The sequence below is a fragment of the Pseudomonas sp. genome, assembly GCF_048269965.1.
GTDB lineage: Bacteria > Pseudomonadota > Gammaproteobacteria > Pseudomonadales > Pseudomonadaceae > Aquipseudomonas.
The window spans coordinates 77,100-94,188 of the sequence record NZ_JBLWTV010000004.1; the positions used below are offsets into that span (position 1 = coordinate 77,100).

A 17,089-nucleotide genomic window follows, 5' to 3' on the forward strand; every position below is an offset into this window, starting at 1 on the left:
ACTGCCTCTTTGCTGCAAACGCAGGTAGCGTGCAACGGCCTGCCCAAACGAGTCGGAGTCTTCCCTTGAGCATCCCCTGCGACATGCTGGTCTTCGGTGGTACGGGCGACCTGGCCCTGCACAAGCTGCTGCCAGCGCTCTATCACCTGCACCGCGAAGGACGCCTGCACGCCGACGTGCGCATCCTCGCCCTGGCCCGCAGCAGTCATAGCCGCGAAGCCTACCAGGCCCTGGCCGAACGTCACTGCCGCGCCCAGGTGGCGCGCGCCGATTTTACCAACGAGACCTGGGCCAGCTTCGCCGCGCGCCTCGACTACTTCGCCATGGACGCCGCGCAGAGCGCCGACTTCGGCCGCCTGGCCAAACGCCTGGGGCGTGATGACGAGCGCGTGCGGGTCTACTACCTGGCCACCGCGCCAAGCCTGTTCGAGGACATCGCCGCGCACCTGGCCAACGCCGGCCTGGCAGGCCCGGCGGCACGCATCGTGCTGGAAAAGCCCATCGGCCACTCGCTGGAATCGGCCCGTGCGATCAACACCGCCATCGGCGCCGTGTTCGATGAAGCGCGGGTGTTCCGCATCGATCACTACCTGGGCAAGGAAACCGTGCAGAACCTCATGGCGCTGCGCTTCGCCAACGCCCTGTTCGAGCCGGTATGGCGCGCCGGACATATCGATCACGTACAGATCAGCGTGTGCGAAACCCTTGGCGTGGAAAATCGCGGCAGCTACTACGACCAAGCCGGCGCCATGCGCGACATGATCCAGAATCACCTGCTGCAACTGCTCTGCCTGGTGGCCATGGAAGCGCCGGTGCGCTTCGACGCCGAAGCCGTGCGCAACGAAAAGGTGAAGATCCTCGAAGCACTGAAACCCATCTCCGGGCTCGACGTGCAGGACAAGACCGTGCGCGGCCAGTACACCGCCGGCAAGATCGGCGGCCATGACGTGCCCGCCTACTACTTCGAGAAGAACGTCGACAACGACAGCGACACCGAAACCTTCGTCGCCGTGCAGGTGGAAATCGACAACTGGCGCTGGGCTGGCGTGCCCTTCTACCTGCGCACCGGCAAACGCCTGGCGAAGAAGGCCTCGGAGATTCTCATCCAGTTCAAACCGGTGCCGCACCGCCTGTTCCACGAGGGCGAAGCCAACCAGCTATTGATCCGCCTGCAACCGGAAGAGCGCATCAGCCTGCAACTGATGGCCAAGAATCCCGGCAAGGGCATGCACCTCAAACCGGTGGAGCTGGATCTCAACCTGGCCAACGCCTTCAACCAGCAACGTCGCTGGGACGCCTACGAGCGCCTGCTGCTCGATGTGATCGACGGTGATTCGACGCTGTTCATGCGCCGCGATGAAGTGGAGGCGGCCTGGCAGTGGGTCGATCCGATCCTGCAGGGCTGGCATCAGCACTACCAGAGCCCGCGCCCCTACCCGGCCGGCAGCGACGGCCCGGAGCAGCTGCAACACCTGCTGGAGCGCCACGGCCGGCACTGGGCCTGAAAGGCGCAGCCGAATGCAATCCGGGGGCTTTCAGCACCGCCGCGGATTTCATCCGGGCGACTGGCTTGCGGCTTGTCGCCTGAGGCTGCCTTGGTGCAGCAACACCATCGTCAGCACCAGTACGCCTAGCGCTCCGGCGCCGAGGAACAACCCTTCATACCCCAGCGCCTTGGCCAGCACCCCGCTGCTGGCCCCGACGAAGCCGGACAGCAGCAACTGCGCCGACGCCTGTAGGGTGAAGTCGGCGCCTTCGTGTTCGGGGCGGCACATGCGCATCATCGCGGCGAACAGGGCGACGGTGGACATGCCGTCGGCCACCTGCTCGAACAGGGTCACGGTGTAGACCAGCCCGGTATTGCCGCCCTGCCCCACCAGCAAGGCCAAGGCGGCGATGCCGATGGCCTGCAGGGCGCCGAACAGGATCAACGCACGCAGCACGCCGATACGGGCGTAGAGCAAGCCACCGAGCAAGGCGCCAGCGATGCCGGCCAGGCTGCTGATCAGCGTCAGTTGGCCGAGCTCCCCGGTGCTCCAGCCCTGATCCACCAGCATCGGTTTGATCATCGGCGAGCCGAGCGAGTCGCCGAGCTTGAAGGTCAGCACCACCGCCAGCCACAGCAGCATGCCGGGCTGCGCCAGCAGGCCGCGATAGTGGTTCAGCAGCAGGCGCGGGCCCAGGGCGGTCTCCGCCAGGCCGGGCTGGAAGGGCAGCACACGACGCTCGGGGAACAGCCAGACCGGCACGGTCATCAGCAGGATCAGGCCGGCCAGCAGACCGAGCGCGAGGTTCCAGCCCAGCGGGTCGATCACCAGCAACAGGCCGCTGCCGCTGACGATCATGCCGACCTTGTAGCCACCGACCTGCAGGCTGTTGCCCAGGCCGCGCCAGCGCTCGGGTAGCAAGCGCACGGTGAGGCCATCAGTGGCGATGTCCTGGGTCGAGGCCAACAGGTTGATCAGTAGCAGCAAGCCGAGCAACAACCACAGGCCGGAGCCGAACAGGGTCTGCGGGGCGAGCAGCGCCAGTGCCGCGACACAGGCGATGACGCCGCTTTGCAGCGGCAGTATCCAGCCACGGTGGTGTCCCAGCCGGGGTGATGCCAGGCGATCGACCCAGGGTGCCCAGCACACCTTGAGCAACCAGGGCAGAGCCAGCAGCTTGAGCAGGCCGATCAGCGCCAGGTCGACGCCATGCTGGCGCAGCAACACCGGCAGCGAGTGGGCGATCAGCCCGGAAGGAAGACCCTGCGCGCAGTAAAGCGAGGCCAGCAGCACCAGGGTGGCACTGGATGGACGAGGTGCGGTTGGCGACATGGCGAGCGCTCGCGGCAAAAACGCAAGCCTAGTGGTTTGCGCCAGCGAGCGGCAATGCGAGGGTGGTTACAGTTCGTAGCCGGGTTCGTCGCGGCTGAAGCCCCTCCCACGGGGCAGGACGTTCGATTGGTTGTAGCCCGGATGCAATCCGGGGCCGTTGCTATCGCTCCCGGATTGCATCCGGGCTACGTGAAAAAAGTTCACGACGCCAAAGGCCCTACAAGCTACCCAGGCACTCGCTCAGGCCGCCGGCCAGGTTTTCCAGCAATTGCTCGTAACCGCTGGCATTGACCGGCAAGGTACCGCCCAGCGCATCCAGTTCCGCCAGCTTGACCGGCAAGCCGGCGCTGAGTGTTTCGGCCAGGCGCGGACGCAGCGGCGGTTCGCTGAACACGCAGCTCGGGCCAGCCTCCTGCAGCGTCTTGCGCATGGCGGCGACATGGCGCGCGCCGGGCTGTACTTCGGTCAACACGCTGAATACGCCGGCGTGCTCGAGGCCGTAGGCAGCCTCGAAATAATCGAAGGCCTCGTGGAAGACGAAGTACGGCTTGCCCTGCAAGGCGGCCAATTGCGCACGGATACGGCCATCGAGCGCATCCAGGCGCGCTTCGAAGGCCTGCAGGTTGGCGGCGTAACGCGCGGCGTTGGCGGCATCCAGCTGAGCCAGGTCGGCCGCCATGCGCGCGGCGATCACCCGGGCGTTGTCCGCGGCCAGCCACAGGTGCGCATCCAGGCTGCCCGGGCGATGATCATGATCATGGCCCAGGTCGTCACCGCCATGTTCGTGCGCGTGATCATCGTGGTCATTTTCATGCTCTTCATGCTCTTCACCGAAGTGACGCAGGGTCATGCCGGGCAGATCCTGCACCGCCACCTGCGGCTTGTCGCGGCTGCCGAGCACGCGCGGCAGAAAACTCTCCATGTCCGGGCCGATCCAGTACAGCAGGTCGGCATCACGCACTCGCCGTACGTCGGATGGGCGCAGTGCATAGTGATGCGGTGATGCACCAGATGGCAGCAGCACCTCGGGTTCGCCGAGGCCGTCCTGCACCGCCGCAGCGATCAGTTGCAGCGGTTTGATAGTGGTCAGGACACGCACCTCGGCCTGAGCGCTGGCGACGAAAAACAGGGTAAAGAGACAGAAAAGACGCAACACGGGGCATACTCGGATGGAATTGAAGGGCACCTCTGGAAACGTAGGCGAGGCAGTCAGCGCAAGGCAAAAACAGACGAAAAAGCGCAGTTTACAAGCTGTAAATGAGCATTTTGAGCCTGTTTTTAACGCAGCGATGGCAACGCAGGTAGTTTTTAGAGGCGCCCTGAACGGGTAACATAATAACGTCTCTTATCAGCGCCGTCCTTGCCCATGACCGACACACCTCTGGCTGCACGCCCTCACGACCACTCCCGCTGCGTCAGCCATGCACTGGCCGAGGCCGAAGCCATCTGCGCCCGCCAGGGCCTGCGCCTGACCGCCCTGCGCAAGCGCGTGCTGGAACTGGTCTGGGCCAGCCACAAGCCGCTCGGCGCCTACGACATTCTCGGCGTACTGAGTGACGAAGACGGCCGCCGCGCCGCGCCGCCCACCGTCTACCGCGCACTGGATTTCCTGCTGGAGAACGGCCTGGTGCACCGTATCGCCTCACTCAACGCCTTCGTCGGCTGCAGCCATCCCGAGCATGCGCATCAGGGCCAGTTCCTGATCTGCCGCGCGTGCCATGCGGCGACCGAACTGGAGCAGCCGGCGATCAGCCAGGCCATCGTCGACGGCGCGGCCGGCGTCGGTTTCGTCGTCGAAAGCCAGACCGTGGAAGTGGTCGGCCTCTGCGCAGGCTGCAAGGGCGCGGCATGAGCGACGCGCTGATACAGCTCGACGGGGTCGCTGTCAGCTTCAACGGCCAGTCCGTGCTGGATGACGTGCAGCTGAGCGTGCAGCCCGGCGAAATCGTCACCCTGATCGGCCCCAATGGCGCCGGCAAGACCACCCTGGTGCGCGTGGTACTCGGCCTGCTGCAGCCTGAACGCGGCAACGTGCGCCGCGCGCCACGCCTGCGCATCGGCTACATGCCGCAAAAACTCCACGTCGACGCCACCCTGCCGCTGTCGGTGCTGCGCTTCCTGCGCCTGGTGCCGGGGGTGGATCGCCAGCGCGCGCTGGCGGCACTGGCCGAGGTAGGCGCCGAGCAGGTGATCGACAGCCCGTTGCAGAGCATTTCCGGCGGCGAGATGCAGCGCGTGCTGCTCGCTCGTGCCCTGCTGCGCGAGCCGCAACTGCTGGTGCTCGACGAGCCGGTGCAGGGCGTCGACGTGGCCGGCCAGGCCGAGCTGTACCGGCTGATCTCGCGGCTGCGCGAGCGCCACGGCTGCGGCGTGCTGATGGTCTCGCACGACCTGCACCTGGTGATGAGCGCCACCGATCAGGTGGTCTGCCTCAACCGCCACGTATGCTGCTCGGGGCACCCGGAACAGGTCAGTGGCGACCCGGCCTTCATCGAGCTGTTCGGCCAGGACGCCAAGAGCCTGGCCGTCTACCACCACCATCATGACCACGCTCACGACCTGCATGGCGGCGTGGTTCAGCCAGGCCTGACCATCCACGGCCCGGCTCACGTTCACGGCCCTGGTTGCAAACACTGATGCCCGATTTCCTTCTCAACGCTCTGCTCGCCGGCCTGACCCTGGCCCTGGTGGCCGGCCCGCTCGGCTCCTTCGTGGTGTGGCGGCGCATGGCCTATTTTGGCGACACCCTGTCCCATGCCGCCCTGCTCGGCGTGGCATTGGGGCTGATGCTCGACGTCAGCCCGACCCTGACGGTAACGGTCGGCTGCGTATTGCTCGCCGTGCTGCTGGTCACCCTGCAACAGCGCCAGCCGCTGGCCTCCGACACCCTGCTCGGCATCCTCGCCCACAGCACCCTGTCGCTGGGCCTGGTGGCGCTGAGCTTCATGCATGACGTGCGCATCGACCTGATGAGCTACCTGTTCGGCGACCTGCTTGCCGTCAGCCCCACCGACCTGGCCTGGATCATCGGTGGCAGCGCGCTGGTGCTGGCGCTGCTGGCCTGGCTGTGGCGGCCGCTGCTGGCGATCACCGTGCATGAGGAACTGGCGCGGGTCGAAGGCCTGCCGGTGGCAGCGATTCGCCTGGCGCTGATGCTGCTGATCGCCGTGGTGATTGCCGTGGCGATGAAGATCGTCGGCGTACTGCTGATCACCTCGCTGCTGATCATCCCCGCCGCCGCCGCCCAGCGTCATGCGCGCACGCCGGAGCAGATGGCCGTGGGCGCCAGCCTGCTCGGGCTGCTGGCGGTGTGCTGTGGCCTGGCGCTGTCCTGGTATCAGGACACGCCGGCCGGGCCCTCTATCGTGGTCAGCGCCGCCGCGTTGTTCCTGGCCAGCTTTGCGCTGCCCAAGCGCAACAGCTGATGGCGTGCTCTGCGTAGCCCGGATGCAATCCGGGAATGCTCCAGCACGTTTTCCCCGGATTGCATCCGGGCTACGGCGCGACCGATCGAGATGAAATCAGCGGTACGAACCTGTATGATTGCGCGTTTTTTGCACAATTCGAGACGCGTAGTTATGAAGTCGTTCGCTTTTCGTGGTCTTCCGCTTTTTCTGGTTCTACTTCTGGCCGGTTGCCAGAGCAACCAGCAGCACAGCCTCCCGCCGGTCGACGATCTGGTCGTCGCCTTCCGTCAGCTCGACCTGAGCCTGGCCGAAGAACGTCTCGACGACGCGCGCAGCCAGCTCAGCACGCTACAGCAACGCGCCAGCGGCGACACGCGCCTGGAGCAGTATCAGCGCCAGCTGGCCGAGGCCTACATGGAGCAGGGCCGCGAAGCGCTGCAACAGGGTGATCTGGACCGTGCCGCGCAGGCGCTGGGCCAGGCCCGCAGCCTGATGCCACAGGCGCCAGCCCTGAGTCACGACCTCAACCTGGCCATCGACAGCGCCCGCACGGCGCGCCAGGCGGCTGCCGAGCAACAGGCGCGCGATGCCGCCGCCAAGCTCGATGCCGAGCGCCAGGAACAACTGCGCCAGCAGCGCCTGGCCAGCGAGCGCCAGGCCGTGGCAGCCGTCGCCGTCATACCTGCGAGCCAGCCGACGCCCGTGGTCGAGCGCCAGCCGACAGCACGCCTGATCGATCCGAGCGCCGCCACCAGCACCGTAGCCATGCCTATGCTGGACAATCAGGACAACGAAAACCTGCGCCGCCTGCTCGACAGTGTGGCCGCCGATGTCGTGACCTTTCGCTGCGCGGTGCGCATCGAAGTACGCGAAGCCAAGGATTACCCCTGGGTCGCCGCACTGCTCTCGGCACGCGTCAAGAAACTCGACCCGAGCTTCCGTCCGCAGCTGAGCCAGAAGATCGTCCCGCAGCAGATACCGCGCCTGCTGTTGAGCCCAAAGCGCAACTGATGTCGATCGCTGATCGGTAATGCCATTTTGTAATAACCATAGGCCAACAAAGATTTTCTCGGCCTAAACACCGCCGGGTAAACTAGCGCCCTTTTGCGCCTACCCGGCGCCAACGGCCGCTTCGGCAATCTCGGAGCCCGGCCCTGAACATACCCAAAAGGTCGTTCGCGTGATCCAGTTTCAATCCGTCCACAAAGCCTACCGCGTCGCCGGTCGCGAGATTCCGGCACTGCAGCCCACCACGCTGCAGGTCGGCAGCGGCCAGGTGTTCGGCATCATCGGCCACTCCGGCGCCGGCAAGAGCACCCTGCTGCGCCTGATCAACCGCCTGGAAGAACCCACCGGCGGGCGCATCGAGATCGACGGTGTCGACGTCACCGCCCTCGATGCGGGTGGCCTGCGCCGTTTCCGCCAGCAGGTCGGGATGATCTTCCAGCACTTCAACCTGCTGTCGTCGAAGACCGTTGCCGACAATATCGCCATGCCGCTGCGTCTGGCCGGCGAGCTCAGTCGCGCCGAGATCGACGCCCGCGTCGCCGAGTTGCTGGCCCGCGTCGGCCTGCAGGATCACGCCAACAAATACCCGGCGCAGCTCTCCGGCGGGCAGAAGCAGCGCGTCGGCATCGCCCGAGCGCTGAGCACCCGGCCGAAGATCCTGCTGTGCGACGAGGCGACCAGCGCCCTCGACCCGCAGACCACCACCGCCGTGCTGCAGCTGCTGGCCGAGATCAACCGCGAGCTGGGCCTGACCATCGTGCTGATCACCCACGAGATGGACGTGATCCGCCGCGTCTGCGACCGCGTGGCGGTGATGGATGCCGGCGTCATCGTCGAGCAAGGCCCGGTGGCCGAGGTGTTCCTGCACCCGCAGCACCCGACCACACGGCGCTTCGTGCAGGAGTCCGAGCATGTCGACGAGGCCGAGCAGCACGACGACTTCGCCCATGTCGAGGGCCGCATCCTGCGCCTGACCTTCCAGGGCGAAGCCACCTACGCACCACTGCTGGGCACCGTGGCCCGTGAGACCGGGGTGGACTACAGCATCCTCGCCGGGCGCATCGACCGCATCAAGGACACCCCCTACGGCCAGCTCACCCTGGCCCTGACCGGTGGCGACATCGACGCCGCGCTGGCGCGCTTCGAAGCCGCCGACGTGCATCTGGAGGTACTGCGCTGATGCTCGAACAAATGCTACCCAACGTGTTCTGGCCGGAAATCTGGCAGGCCAGCCTCGACACCCTGAACATGCTGCTCGGCTCGATGCTGTTCACCGTGCTGCTCGGCCTGCCGCTCGGCGTGCTGCTGTTTCTCACCGGCCCGCGTCAGCTGTTCGAACAGAAGGCCCTTTACGGCGCACTGTCGCTGGTGGTGAACATCCTGCGCTCGGTGCCCTTCGTCATCCTCCTGATCCTGATGATCCCCTTCACCGAGCTGCTGGTCGGTACCTCGCTGGGTGTGGCCGGCGCCATTCCGCCGCTGGTGGTGGGCGCCACGCCGTTCTTCGCGCGCCTGGTGGAAACCGCGCTGCGCGAAGTCGAGCGCGGCATCATCGAAGCGACTCAGGCCATGGGCGCCACCACCTGGCAGATCATCACCCGCGCGCTGCTGCCCGAGGCCCTGCCCGGTCTGCTCGCGGCCACCACCGTCACCGCCATTACCCTGGTGTCCTACACCGCCATGAGCGGCCTGATCGGCGGCGGTGGCCTCGGCGACCTGGCCGTGCGCTACGGCTACCAGCGCTACCAGCCGGACGTGATGGCCGTGACCGTGATCCTGCTACTGATCCTGGTGCAGGTGCTGCAGATGGTCGGTGATCGACTGGTCGTACATTTTTCTCGCAAGTGATTATGAAAAGCGGCGACTCGCCACCCGCGAGACCCGCGCCAACCTTCCCAAAAGGAACCTTGAAATGAAGAAGCTGCTGACTGCCATCGCCGCCTGCGCGGCCTTCTCGGCCCAGGCCGAAACCCTCAACGTCGCTGCCACCCCGGTGCCGCACGCGGAGATCCTCGAGTTCGTCAAACCGGCCCTGGCCAAAGAAGGCGTGGAGCTGAAGGTGCGCGTGTTCACCGACTACGTGCAGCCCAACCTGCAGGTGCAGCAGAAGAACCTCGACGCCAACTTCTTCCAGCACCAGCCGTACCTGGACGAGTTCAATGCCAGCCGCAAGACCGATCTGGTCAGCGTTGCCGGTGTGCACGTCGAGCCCTTCGGCGCCTACTCGAGCAAGATCAAGGACCTCAGCGAGCTGCCGCAGGGCGCCACCGTGGCCATCCCCAACGACGCCACCAACGGCGGCCGCGCCCTGCTGCTGCTGCAGAAAGCCGGTGTGATCACGCTCAAACCGGAAGCCGGCATCCTCGCTACGCCGAAGGACATCGTCGAAAACCCGAAGGCGATCAAGGTGCGTGAACTGGAAGCGGCCACCCTGCCGCGCGTGCTGAGCCAGGTCGACGTCGCCCTGATCAACACCAACTACGCCCTGGAAGCCAAGCTGAACCCGACCCAGGATGCCCTGGCCATCGAAGGCAGCGACTCGCCGTACGTCAACATCCTGGTGACCCGCGCCGACAACAAGGACAGCGAGGCCCTGCAGAAGCTGGTCAAGGCCCTGCACAGCGCCGAGGTCAAGCAGTTCATCGAAGAGAAGTACAAAGGCGCCGTCGTCCCAGCGTTCTGATCACCGCTGACGCTGTACCCGATGCCGCGCCGCTGCAAAGCTGCGCGCATTTTCATGGGTGGCATGCTTCGGCAGGCACTCGGCGATCCGTAGGGTGCGCCGCGCGCATCAGGGCGCAACGCGGTAACCGACCCGGATTGCATCCGGCTACGGTCATCCGAAATCGTCGGTGCGCACGGCGCACCCTACTTGACTCTGGTTTTTTCCGGCCGAGTCCAGATGAACAGCGCGCCGCAACTCATGCCGGCAGCGGCGAACAATACGGAAGGCAGGTGATCGACGGTCAACAGCAGGATGCTCAGCGCTAGCAGCATGCTGCCACTCGCCACCCACTTGGTACGCCGGGCGATCAGGCCGCCGTTCTTCCAGTCGCGCAGCAGCGGGCCGAACACCCGATGATTCTCCAGCCACGCGGCCAGACGCGGCGAACTGCGCGACGCTGCCCAGGCCGCCAACAGCACGAACTCGGTCGTGGGAAGGCCCGGCAGTATCACTCCGAGCATGGCCATACCAATGCTCAGGTAGGCCAACAGCAGCCATAGCCAACGCTGCCAGGCCGAGCGCGCCAGCGTGATTTCAGGCAAAGCAGCGTTCCAGGTGTACGGTGAAACGCTCGAAGGCCGCGATGGCTGCTGCCTCGGCCAGACGCTCCTGCTCGGCATCCAGTTCGACGCTGTCGAGCACGGCGGTAAACGCCTTCCAACCCTGTGCGCGACCACCTGCCGGCTCGCCCAGGTGACGCGCGCCAAAGGTCTCGCTCAGGCCCAGCGCCGGCATGCGCTTGAGCAGGAAAGCGGCGCCCAGCTTGGAGCCTTCGGAAACGAACAGCCAGGCGAGCGCTTCGCCGATGCCCATGGCCTTGTTGCGGATGCTGTCATCGCCCTCTGGCAGCGCACGCTGCAGATCGGCAAGGTCCAGCACGGCCTGCTCGACACGGCAGCGCTGCGGCAGATCAGGCACCAGCTTGATCAACTGCGGGTCGTTATAGAGCTTTTCCAGATCACGCTGGAACAGATACTGGGCGGCCACGAAGTGGGAAAACCGCTCCGGGCTAGCGAACGGATCGTGGCTCTTGACCAGGTTGTCGAGGTGGCTGTGCGGCTCGTGGGTGATCTGGTTCAGGCGCTGCGAACGCAGCGGATGGGACAGTTGCGAAGAGGCGGTCATGGAAAGCTCGCTGATGACTGGCATGAAGTAAGGCAGCCCGCCCCCTGCACCGCTCGATGAAGCGCGCAGGACGTTCGACCGCCACTGCCTTATAAAGACGAACGAACCTGCCAAGCTCCGTAAAAATAAAGCCAAACACGGGGATATGGCGCTGAAGACCGGCTTCGCGCACGGGTTCGCTAGCCGGCCTTATTAAAAGTGATTATTATTCGCGAAGTAGTCGGCGAACCAGGCTTGCCAGTGACCATCTCCAATCTAGACAGCGTATTCATCAGCCAGCGCACCCCGCTGCTGCGCACGCTGGTAAAAATCGTGAAGAACGCCAGCATCGCCGAGGAGCTGGTGCAGGAAACCTACCTGCGGGTCGCCCGTAGCCTGCGCGACAAACCGGTCGATCACCTCGAACCCTTTCTCTTCCAGACGGGCCGCAATCTGGCGTTCGATCACTTGCGCCGCGAGCGCATGCAGTCGCGAACCCTGCTCGATGACGTGCCGGACGAAATCATGCAGGCCGTTCCCGCTCCGGGTTCATCCAGCGAAGACAGTCTGCATGCCGAACGCCTGCTGCAACGACTGGGCAACGCACTGGAGCAGTTGAGCGAACGCCAGCAGCGCATCTTCATCCTCAGCCGTCTGCATGGTCAGGGTTATGCGCAGATCGCGGCAGAGCTCGGCGTGTCAGCCAGCACGGTGCAGAAAGAGCTCAAATTGATCATGACCCTGTGCATGACCCTGCTCGAGCGCCTCGCGCCTCCGACATGAGCGACTATCGCTCACCCGCACCTTCGGCCAGAATATTGCCCCCCGGTTTCGAGAACAGCCCGATGCACCCGCAGCAGGGAACCCCCAACGACAGCGACGCATCGCTGAGCCAGGCGCTGGACTGGCTGCTTGTGCTGGAACATGCGGACGATGATTGCCGGGCGCGATTCGCCGAGTGGCTGGCCGCCTCACCTGCCAATGCCGAAGCATTCGAACGTGCGCAACAGTGCTGGCAATCACCCACGCTGGTCACCGCAGCCGCGCGCCTGGAGCAGCGCAGACAACCGGCGCCCAGGCGCTGGCGGCGCATCGGCAGAACGCTGGCGATCGCCGCCTCGCTGCTGCTGGTGGTCGGCATCACCCTGCACAGCGATCTGCTGCTGCGCCTGCGCGCCGATCATGTCACTGCCGTTGGCCAGCGCCAGAGCCTGGATCTGGCCGACGGCTCGCACGTTCTGCTCAACACCGGTAGCGCGTTCTCCAGCCAGATCGACGCGAGCCAGCGCGTCACGCAGTTGCTCAGAGGCGAAGCCTATTTCGATGTCGCCAAGGACAGCAGCCGTCCATTTCAGGTTGCCGCTGGCCCCGTTCTGATATCGGTACGCGGCACCGCATTCTCCGTGCGCTACCTCGACGATACCGCCGAAGTCAGCGTCGAGCGGGGCGAGATCGAAGTGCATGCGCGCGGCAACGACACGCGCATCTACCTGGTAAGCGGCGATAGCATCCGTGTCGGCCCGGACGGTGTCGGCAAGCGCATACACGGCGCCACAGCCAATCGGCTCGCGTGGGTTCAGGGCCGCCTGATCTTCGATGACCGCCCTTTGCACGAAGTGCTGGATGAACTGCGCCGCTACTACCCCGGCTGGATCATCAACCGCAACGCCCGTCTGGATGATCTGCGCATCACCGGCAACTATCGCCTGAGCGAACCGGCCGACATCATGCGCTCGCTGGCGCAGGTGACCTCGGCGCAGCTTCAAGAGTACCCATCGCTGCTGATTCTCAACTGAGAAAAAGAATTTTTACGCTCCAAGAGGGCTTCGTTCGTCCCGTCATAACAATGCAAATAATTCGCATTAACTGACCTTCCGACGACACCCGCAGAGAGCACAACGATGCCCCTTCACACCAGGCGCCCGCATTTCCCGCGACTGTCCACCGCCAGCCTGTCGCTGCTGGCACTCTCCATCGCCTGCGCCAGCCTGCCGCTGGCCAACGCTGCCGAGCCGTCGCCTGCGGCACAGCAGCAGAGCCAGAGCGGTTACCGCTTCGCCATCGAGCGCCAGCCACTGGTTTCGGCGCTGAACGCCTTCAGCGACGTCACGGGGTGGCAGATCGGCTTGCCGGCACAATTGGCCGAGGGTATCGACTCGCCGGGAACCCGTGGCCGCCAATCGCCGGAGCTGGCCCTGGCACGCCTGCTCGAAGGCACCGGCTTGAGCTACCGCAGCGTTGGGGAACGCAGCGTGGTGCTGGTCAAGAACCCTGCACAATCGCTCGCACTGCAGCCGACGACGATTACCGCCACACGCCATGAGCAAAGCGTCGATGACGTTCCCGTTTCGGTAAGCGTGCTCGGTCGCGAGCAACTCGACCAACAGAACGTCAACAGCATCAAGGATCTGGTGCGCAACGAACCAGGCGTTTCCGTGGGTGGCGCCGGCCAACGCGCCGGCATCACTGGATACAACATCCGTGGTATCGATGGCGACCGCGTGCTGACGCAGGTCGATGGCGTCGAGGTACCGGCCAGCTTCTTCAACGGCCCCTACGCCCAGACCCATCGCAACTATGTCGATCCGGAAATCGTCAAACGCGTGGAAATTCTTCGCGGCCCGGCCTCTGCGCTCTACGGCAGCAGCGCCATTGGTGGCGCAGTCAGCTATTTCACCCTCGATGCCGACGACATCATCAAGGACGGCAAGGACGCAGGCGCACGCCTGAAAACCGGTTACAGCTCGGCTGACGACAGCTGGCTGAAGTCAGCCACCGTTGCCGGTCGCCACGAACAGTTCGACGCCCTCCTGCACTTGTCCCAGCGCAACGGCCACGAAACCGAGTCCTACGGCAACACCGGCGGCACTGGCCTGGATCGCACCGAGGCCAATCCCGAAGACGCACGCACCACCAACCTGCTGGCCAAGCTGGGCTGGAACTACAACGACAGCGATCGCCTGCAACTGACCTACGAGAAGTACAAGGACGACCGCGATACCCATCAGTTGAGTGCTGTAGGCGGGCCGTTCAACGCTGGCAGCGGCTTCAACTACTACGAATCGCGCGAGGGCAACGACACCATTACCCGCGAACGCTTCGGCCTGGAGCACAGCCTGGCCCTGGATAGCCTGCTGGCCGACAAACTGAAGTGGAGCCTGAACTACCAGGTGGCCAAAACCGACCAGAGCACAGCAGAGCACTACGTGCCGAAGAGCTTCTTCACCGGAGCGACCACTCGGGACGTCATGCGCTACCGCGACACCACGTACAAAGATCGCCAATGGGTCTTCGATGTGCAGCTCGACAAGGCCTTCAGCCTCGGCCAGACCGACCACCTGCTGACCTATGGCACCACCCTCAAGCGCGAGGAAGTCACCGGGCTGCGTACAGGCCAGGGCATCTGCCTGCAGGCGCTGAGCGCCAGTTGCACCAGCGCCGGCGCCATCAGTACCAACACGGCTGACACCCTGACGCCGCAGAGCGATTTCCCCGACCCGACCATCAAGACCTACAGCCTTTTCGCTCAGGATGAAATCCGCTGGGACCAGTGGACCTTCCTGCCCGGCCTGCGCTACGACTACACCCGCATGACACCGAAGCTGACGGACGAGTTTCTCGCCACCGTCACCAGCAGCGGCGTGACCGAGTACAACGACAAGGACAAAACCTGGCATCGCGTCTCGCCGAAGCTCGGCGTCACCTACGCCTTCGATGATCATTACACCTGGTTCGGCCAGTATGCCGAAGGCTTCCGCACCCCCACTGCCAAGGCACTGTACGGACGTTTCGAGAATGTCGCCGGCGGCTATACCGTCGAGCCCAACCCGAACCTCGAACCAGAGAAGAGTCGCGGAGTGGAGACAGGCCTGCGCGGCCAGTTCGAGAGCGGCAGTTTCGATGTGGCGGTGTTCTACAACCGCTACCGCAACTTCATCGACGAAAACGCCATCACCGCCAACAGCAATGCGCTGGCCTTTCAGTCCCAGAACATCAGCCAGGCCAGCATTCGTGGTGTGGAGGTCAAGGGCCGCTTGAACCTGGACAGCTTCGGCGCTCTTGCGGGTCTCTATGCGCAGGGTTCGATTGCCTACGCCCGTGGTCGTAACGACGATACCGGCGAAGCACTCAACAGCGTCAACCCGCTGACCGGCGTATTCGGTCTAGGCTACGAGCAGGAACGTTTCGGCGGCCTGCTGAACTGGACCCTGGTCAAACGCAAGACGCGTATCGACGACAGCAGCTTCAACAGCCCGGACGGCAGCAGCAGCCAGTTCGCCAGCCCCGGCTTCGGCATCCTCGATCTTACTGGCTACTACAAGCTGACCGACGACCTGACCGTCAACGCCGGCCTGTATAACCTGACTGACAAGAAATACTGGCTGTGGGATGACGTGCGTGGCTACGACGCCGTTGGCGAAGCAGGTGTGACCAGTCCGGCCAATCTCGACCGCCTGACTCAACCGGGGCGCAACTTCTCGATCAACCTGGTCTGGGATATCTGAGCCAGCAGCCGGAAGTGACTGCAACCGTCACTTCCGGCACAGGCTGCCGTGCGTTGCCATTACCCTGACGCCTCTCTCGACAGCAGGCAGCTCAACAAGCAATCCAGGGCCGGCTGGCGCTGAGCGCGGCGCACCAGGGCCACCAGTTCACGGTGGAAGGTCAGCTCGCCCAACTCGATCACCCGCAGGCGCGTCGGTCTTTGCAGCCACAGGCCCGCACGCGGCACCAGGGCCACGCCCATGCCGTTTTCCACCAGCCGCACGATGGCTTCCAGCTCGTCCAGCTCCAGCGCCTCGTGCACGTTCAGGCGTTGCTCACGCAGGAAGCGTGTCACCTGGCGCCCGCCGAACGAAGCACGGTCGTAACGCACGAAAGGCTGCTCGGCGAGCAGACGCACTGGGTCTTCCCCGTCCACGTCCACGTCCAGCGGTGCGATCAGCACGAAGGGCTCGCGCGCCAGCGGTACTTCCAGCAGCTCCTTGGGTAAGGCAAACGGCGGCTTGATCAACAGCGCCAGATCCAGCTCACCGGCATCCAGTTGGCTGAACAGCTGCAACGACACGCCCGGCACCAGCTTCAGCTCGACCCGCGGCGCCAGTTGCCGAAAGCGCGGCAGCGCCTCGGCCAGCAGGCCGGTCTGCAAGGTGGCGATGGCGCCGACGCGCAGCTCGCCTTGCCACTGATCGGCGGCCTGCGGCAGCGCCATCTGCGCGTACAGCGCAAGCATCTGCTCGGCCAGCGGCAGGGCGTGGCGGCCGGCGGCGTTGAGCGCGGCGGCGCGACCGCTGCGGTCGAACAGGCGCACGCCGAGGTGCTGCTCCAGTACGCGCATCTGCGCGCTGACCGCCGACTGGGTCAGCCCCACCTGCTGGCCAGCGGCAGCGAAGGTGCCCAGGCGAGCGACGGTGACGAAGGTTTTCAGCTCGCGCAGCATCGAGGCCCTCGATTGATCGAAAATAGTTGAGCTTGAGAGCAAGAATATTCGCTTTAGAACAATTTTGCTGTTGGTAGGCTGGTGCGATGAACATCGATGGCGGGTTGTACCCGCCCTACCCACAACAAATCAGAGGTATTGCGTGATGGCCCTTGCTCCCTTTCACCTGGCGATTCCCGTGTACGACCTGGCGGCCGCGCGGCATTTCTACGGCGAAGTGTTCGGCTGTGCCGAGGGCCGCAGCAGCGAGCACTGGGTGGACTTCGATTTCTTCGGCCACCAGTTGGTGATCCACGAAGCGCCGAAGATGGCTTATCAGGAATCGGCCGCCAGCAACCCGGTGGACGGCCACGATGTGCCGGTGCCGCATTTCGGCGTGGTGCTCGGCTGGGCCGACTGGGAAGCGCTGGCCGAGCGCCTGCGCAGCCGCGAGACGACGTTCGTCATCGAGCCCTACGTACGCTTCAAGGGCCAGGTCGGCGAGCAGGCCACCATGTTTCTCCTCGACCCCTGCGGAAACGCCCTGGAGTTCAAGGCGTTCAAGGACATCGGCCAGCTGTTCGCCAAGTAAGCGCGAGGAAATCCT

At 64.8% G+C, this 17,089-nt stretch carries 17 protein-coding genes; 12 read left to right on the top strand and 5 right to left on the bottom strand.

The genetic code is table 11. The features are described from left to right. The first annotated feature begins 83 nt into the window (after window positions 1-83). On the top strand, window positions 84-1,505 hold the full coding sequence (zwf, locus tag ACN0X6_RS06360; RefSeq protein WP_417702948.1) for a glucose-6-phosphate dehydrogenase: 1,422 nt from the start codon (window positions 84-86) through the stop codon (window positions 1,503-1,505). 48 nt (window positions 1,506-1,553) lie between these two features. Here zwf and ACN0X6_RS06365 read toward each other — a convergent pair whose 3' ends face one another. Further along, window positions 1,554-2,819, bottom strand: a complete 1,266-nt coding sequence (locus ACN0X6_RS06365) for an MFS transporter (RefSeq protein ID WP_417702789.1) — start codon at window positions 2,817-2,819, stop codon at window positions 1,554-1,556. A 217-nt stretch (window positions 2,820-3,036) separates the two neighbouring features. Continuing rightward, window positions 3,037-3,975 carry a zinc ABC transporter substrate-binding protein ZnuA gene (gene znuA / locus ACN0X6_RS06370; RefSeq protein ID WP_417702790.1) on the bottom strand — a complete coding sequence of 313 codons (939 nt, stop codon included), beginning with the start codon at window positions 3,973-3,975 and terminating at the stop codon, window positions 3,037-3,039. Window positions 3,976-4,185: 210 nt separating this feature from the next. Here znuA and zur point away from each other — a divergent pair, with 210 nt between their 5' ends. The 7 genes from zur to ACN0X6_RS06405 all read left to right on the top strand — a co-directional run bounded on the left by zur (window position 4,186) and on the right by ACN0X6_RS06405 (window position 9,917). Beyond that, complete coding sequence (gene zur / locus ACN0X6_RS06375; protein ID WP_079785179.1) at window positions 4,186-4,671, top strand: zinc uptake transcriptional repressor Zur; 486 nt, start codon at window positions 4,186-4,188, stop codon at window positions 4,669-4,671. Next, window positions 4,668-5,456, top strand: a complete 789-nt coding sequence (znuC, locus tag ACN0X6_RS06380) for a zinc ABC transporter ATP-binding protein ZnuC (protein ID WP_417702791.1) — start codon at window positions 4,668-4,670, stop codon at window positions 5,454-5,456. The genes zur and znuC overlap by 4 nt, the downstream gene beginning before the upstream one ends. After that, the gene (gene znuB, locus ACN0X6_RS06385) at window positions 5,456-6,244 is read left to right on the top strand and encodes a zinc ABC transporter permease subunit ZnuB (protein ID WP_192984436.1); all 789 of its coding nucleotides are present in this window, start codon (window positions 5,456-5,458) and stop codon (window positions 6,242-6,244) included. The genes znuC and znuB overlap by 1 nt, the downstream gene beginning before the upstream one ends. Window positions 6,245-6,397: 153 nt before the next feature. Then, window positions 6,398-7,237: a PA5502 family lipoprotein gene (locus ACN0X6_RS06390; RefSeq protein WP_417702792.1), complete on the top strand. Its 840-nt coding sequence runs from the start codon at window positions 6,398-6,400 to the stop codon at window positions 7,235-7,237. Between the two features lie 169 nt (window positions 7,238-7,406). Beyond that, entirely contained in the window at window positions 7,407-8,414 is a 1,008-nt protein-coding gene (locus tag ACN0X6_RS06395; protein WP_417702793.1) for a methionine ABC transporter ATP-binding protein, read from the top strand. Further along, a complete protein-coding gene (locus ACN0X6_RS06400; RefSeq protein ID WP_417702794.1) occupies window positions 8,414-9,082 on the top strand; it encodes a methionine ABC transporter permease in 669 nt (222 codons plus the stop codon). The genes ACN0X6_RS06395 and ACN0X6_RS06400 overlap by 1 nt, the downstream gene beginning before the upstream one ends. 64 nt (window positions 9,083-9,146) lie before the next feature. Next, on the top strand, window positions 9,147-9,917 hold the full coding sequence (locus ACN0X6_RS06405; protein ID WP_417702795.1) for a MetQ/NlpA family ABC transporter substrate-binding protein: 771 nt from the start codon (window positions 9,147-9,149) through the stop codon (window positions 9,915-9,917). A 185-nt stretch (window positions 9,918-10,102) separates the two neighbouring features. Here ACN0X6_RS06405 and ACN0X6_RS06410 read toward each other — a convergent pair whose 3' ends face one another. Further along, window positions 10,103-10,501 carry a YbaN family protein gene (locus ACN0X6_RS06410; RefSeq protein WP_417702796.1) on the bottom strand — a complete coding sequence of 133 codons (399 nt, stop codon included), beginning with the start codon at window positions 10,499-10,501 and terminating at the stop codon, window positions 10,103-10,105. Next, window positions 10,494-11,084 carry a biliverdin-producing heme oxygenase gene (locus tag ACN0X6_RS06415; protein ID WP_417702797.1) on the bottom strand — a complete coding sequence of 197 codons (591 nt, stop codon included), beginning with the start codon at window positions 11,082-11,084 and terminating at the stop codon, window positions 10,494-10,496. The genes ACN0X6_RS06410 and ACN0X6_RS06415 overlap by 8 nt, the downstream gene beginning before the upstream one ends. Before the next feature lie 240 nt (window positions 11,085-11,324). On the opposite strand from ACN0X6_RS06415, the gene ACN0X6_RS06420 reads away from it, so the two are divergent. From ACN0X6_RS06420 to ACN0X6_RS06430, 3 genes are all read left to right on the top strand, one after another. Then, complete coding sequence (locus tag ACN0X6_RS06420) at window positions 11,325-11,846, top strand: RNA polymerase sigma factor (protein ID WP_417702798.1); 522 nt, start codon at window positions 11,325-11,327, stop codon at window positions 11,844-11,846. A gap of 62 nt (window positions 11,847-11,908) precedes the next feature. After that, window positions 11,909-12,859: a FecR family protein gene (locus ACN0X6_RS06425; RefSeq protein WP_417702949.1), complete on the top strand. Its 951-nt coding sequence runs from the start codon at window positions 11,909-11,911 to the stop codon at window positions 12,857-12,859. A 105-nt stretch (window positions 12,860-12,964) separates the two neighbouring features. Then, on the top strand, window positions 12,965-15,568 hold the full coding sequence (locus ACN0X6_RS06430; RefSeq protein WP_417702799.1) for a TonB-dependent receptor: 2,604 nt from the start codon (window positions 12,965-12,967) through the stop codon (window positions 15,566-15,568). 59 nt (window positions 15,569-15,627) lie between these two features. Here ACN0X6_RS06430 and ACN0X6_RS06435 read toward each other — a convergent pair whose 3' ends face one another. Next, window positions 15,628-16,503 carry a LysR substrate-binding domain-containing protein gene (locus ACN0X6_RS06435; RefSeq protein ID WP_417702800.1) on the bottom strand — a complete coding sequence of 292 codons (876 nt, stop codon included), beginning with the start codon at window positions 16,501-16,503 and terminating at the stop codon, window positions 15,628-15,630. A 145-nt stretch (window positions 16,504-16,648) separates the two neighbouring features. Between ACN0X6_RS06435 and ACN0X6_RS06440 the strand changes: the two genes are divergently transcribed. After that, window positions 16,649-17,074 carry a VOC family protein gene (locus tag ACN0X6_RS06440; RefSeq protein ID WP_075750881.1) on the top strand — a complete coding sequence of 142 codons (426 nt, stop codon included), beginning with the start codon at window positions 16,649-16,651 and terminating at the stop codon, window positions 17,072-17,074. The last annotated feature ends 15 nt before the right edge of the window (window positions 17,075-17,089 follow it).

What these genes read in the sequence shown, in the direction of transcription:
- ACN0X6_RS06400 (WP_417702794.1), top strand. Translation starts at nt 8,414, where the DNA reads ATGCTCGAACAAATGCTACCCAACGTGTTCTGGCCGGAAATCTGGCAG.
- ACN0X6_RS06365 (WP_417702789.1), bottom strand. Translation starts at nt 2,819, where the DNA reads ATGTCGCCAACCGCACCTCGTCCATCCAGTGCCACCCTGGTGCTGCTG.
- zur (WP_079785179.1), top strand. Translation starts at nt 4,186, where the DNA reads ATGACCGACACACCTCTGGCTGCACGCCCTCACGACCACTCCCGCTGC.
- znuB (WP_192984436.1), top strand. Translation starts at nt 5,456, where the DNA reads ATGCCCGATTTCCTTCTCAACGCTCTGCTCGCCGGCCTGACCCTGGCC.
- ACN0X6_RS06440 (WP_075750881.1), top strand. Translation starts at nt 16,649, where the DNA reads ATGGCCCTTGCTCCCTTTCACCTGGCGATTCCCGTGTACGACCTGGCG.
- ACN0X6_RS06430 (WP_417702799.1), top strand. Translation starts at nt 12,965, where the DNA reads ATGCCCCTTCACACCAGGCGCCCGCATTTCCCGCGACTGTCCACCGCC.
- znuC (WP_417702791.1), top strand. Translation starts at nt 4,668, where the DNA reads ATGAGCGACGCGCTGATACAGCTCGACGGGGTCGCTGTCAGCTTCAAC.
- zwf (WP_417702948.1), top strand. Translation starts at nt 84, where the DNA reads ATGCTGGTCTTCGGTGGTACGGGCGACCTGGCCCTGCACAAGCTGCTG.
- ACN0X6_RS06390 (WP_417702792.1), top strand. Translation starts at nt 6,398, where the DNA reads ATGAAGTCGTTCGCTTTTCGTGGTCTTCCGCTTTTTCTGGTTCTACTT.
- ACN0X6_RS06415 (WP_417702797.1), bottom strand. Translation starts at nt 11,084, where the DNA reads ATGACCGCCTCTTCGCAACTGTCCCATCCGCTGCGTTCGCAGCGCCTG.
- ACN0X6_RS06435 (WP_417702800.1), bottom strand. Translation starts at nt 16,503, where the DNA reads ATGCTGCGCGAGCTGAAAACCTTCGTCACCGTCGCTCGCCTGGGCACC.
- ACN0X6_RS06405 (WP_417702795.1), top strand. Translation starts at nt 9,147, where the DNA reads ATGAAGAAGCTGCTGACTGCCATCGCCGCCTGCGCGGCCTTCTCGGCC.
- ACN0X6_RS06425 (WP_417702949.1), top strand. Translation starts at nt 11,909, where the DNA reads ATGCACCCGCAGCAGGGAACCCCCAACGACAGCGACGCATCGCTGAGC.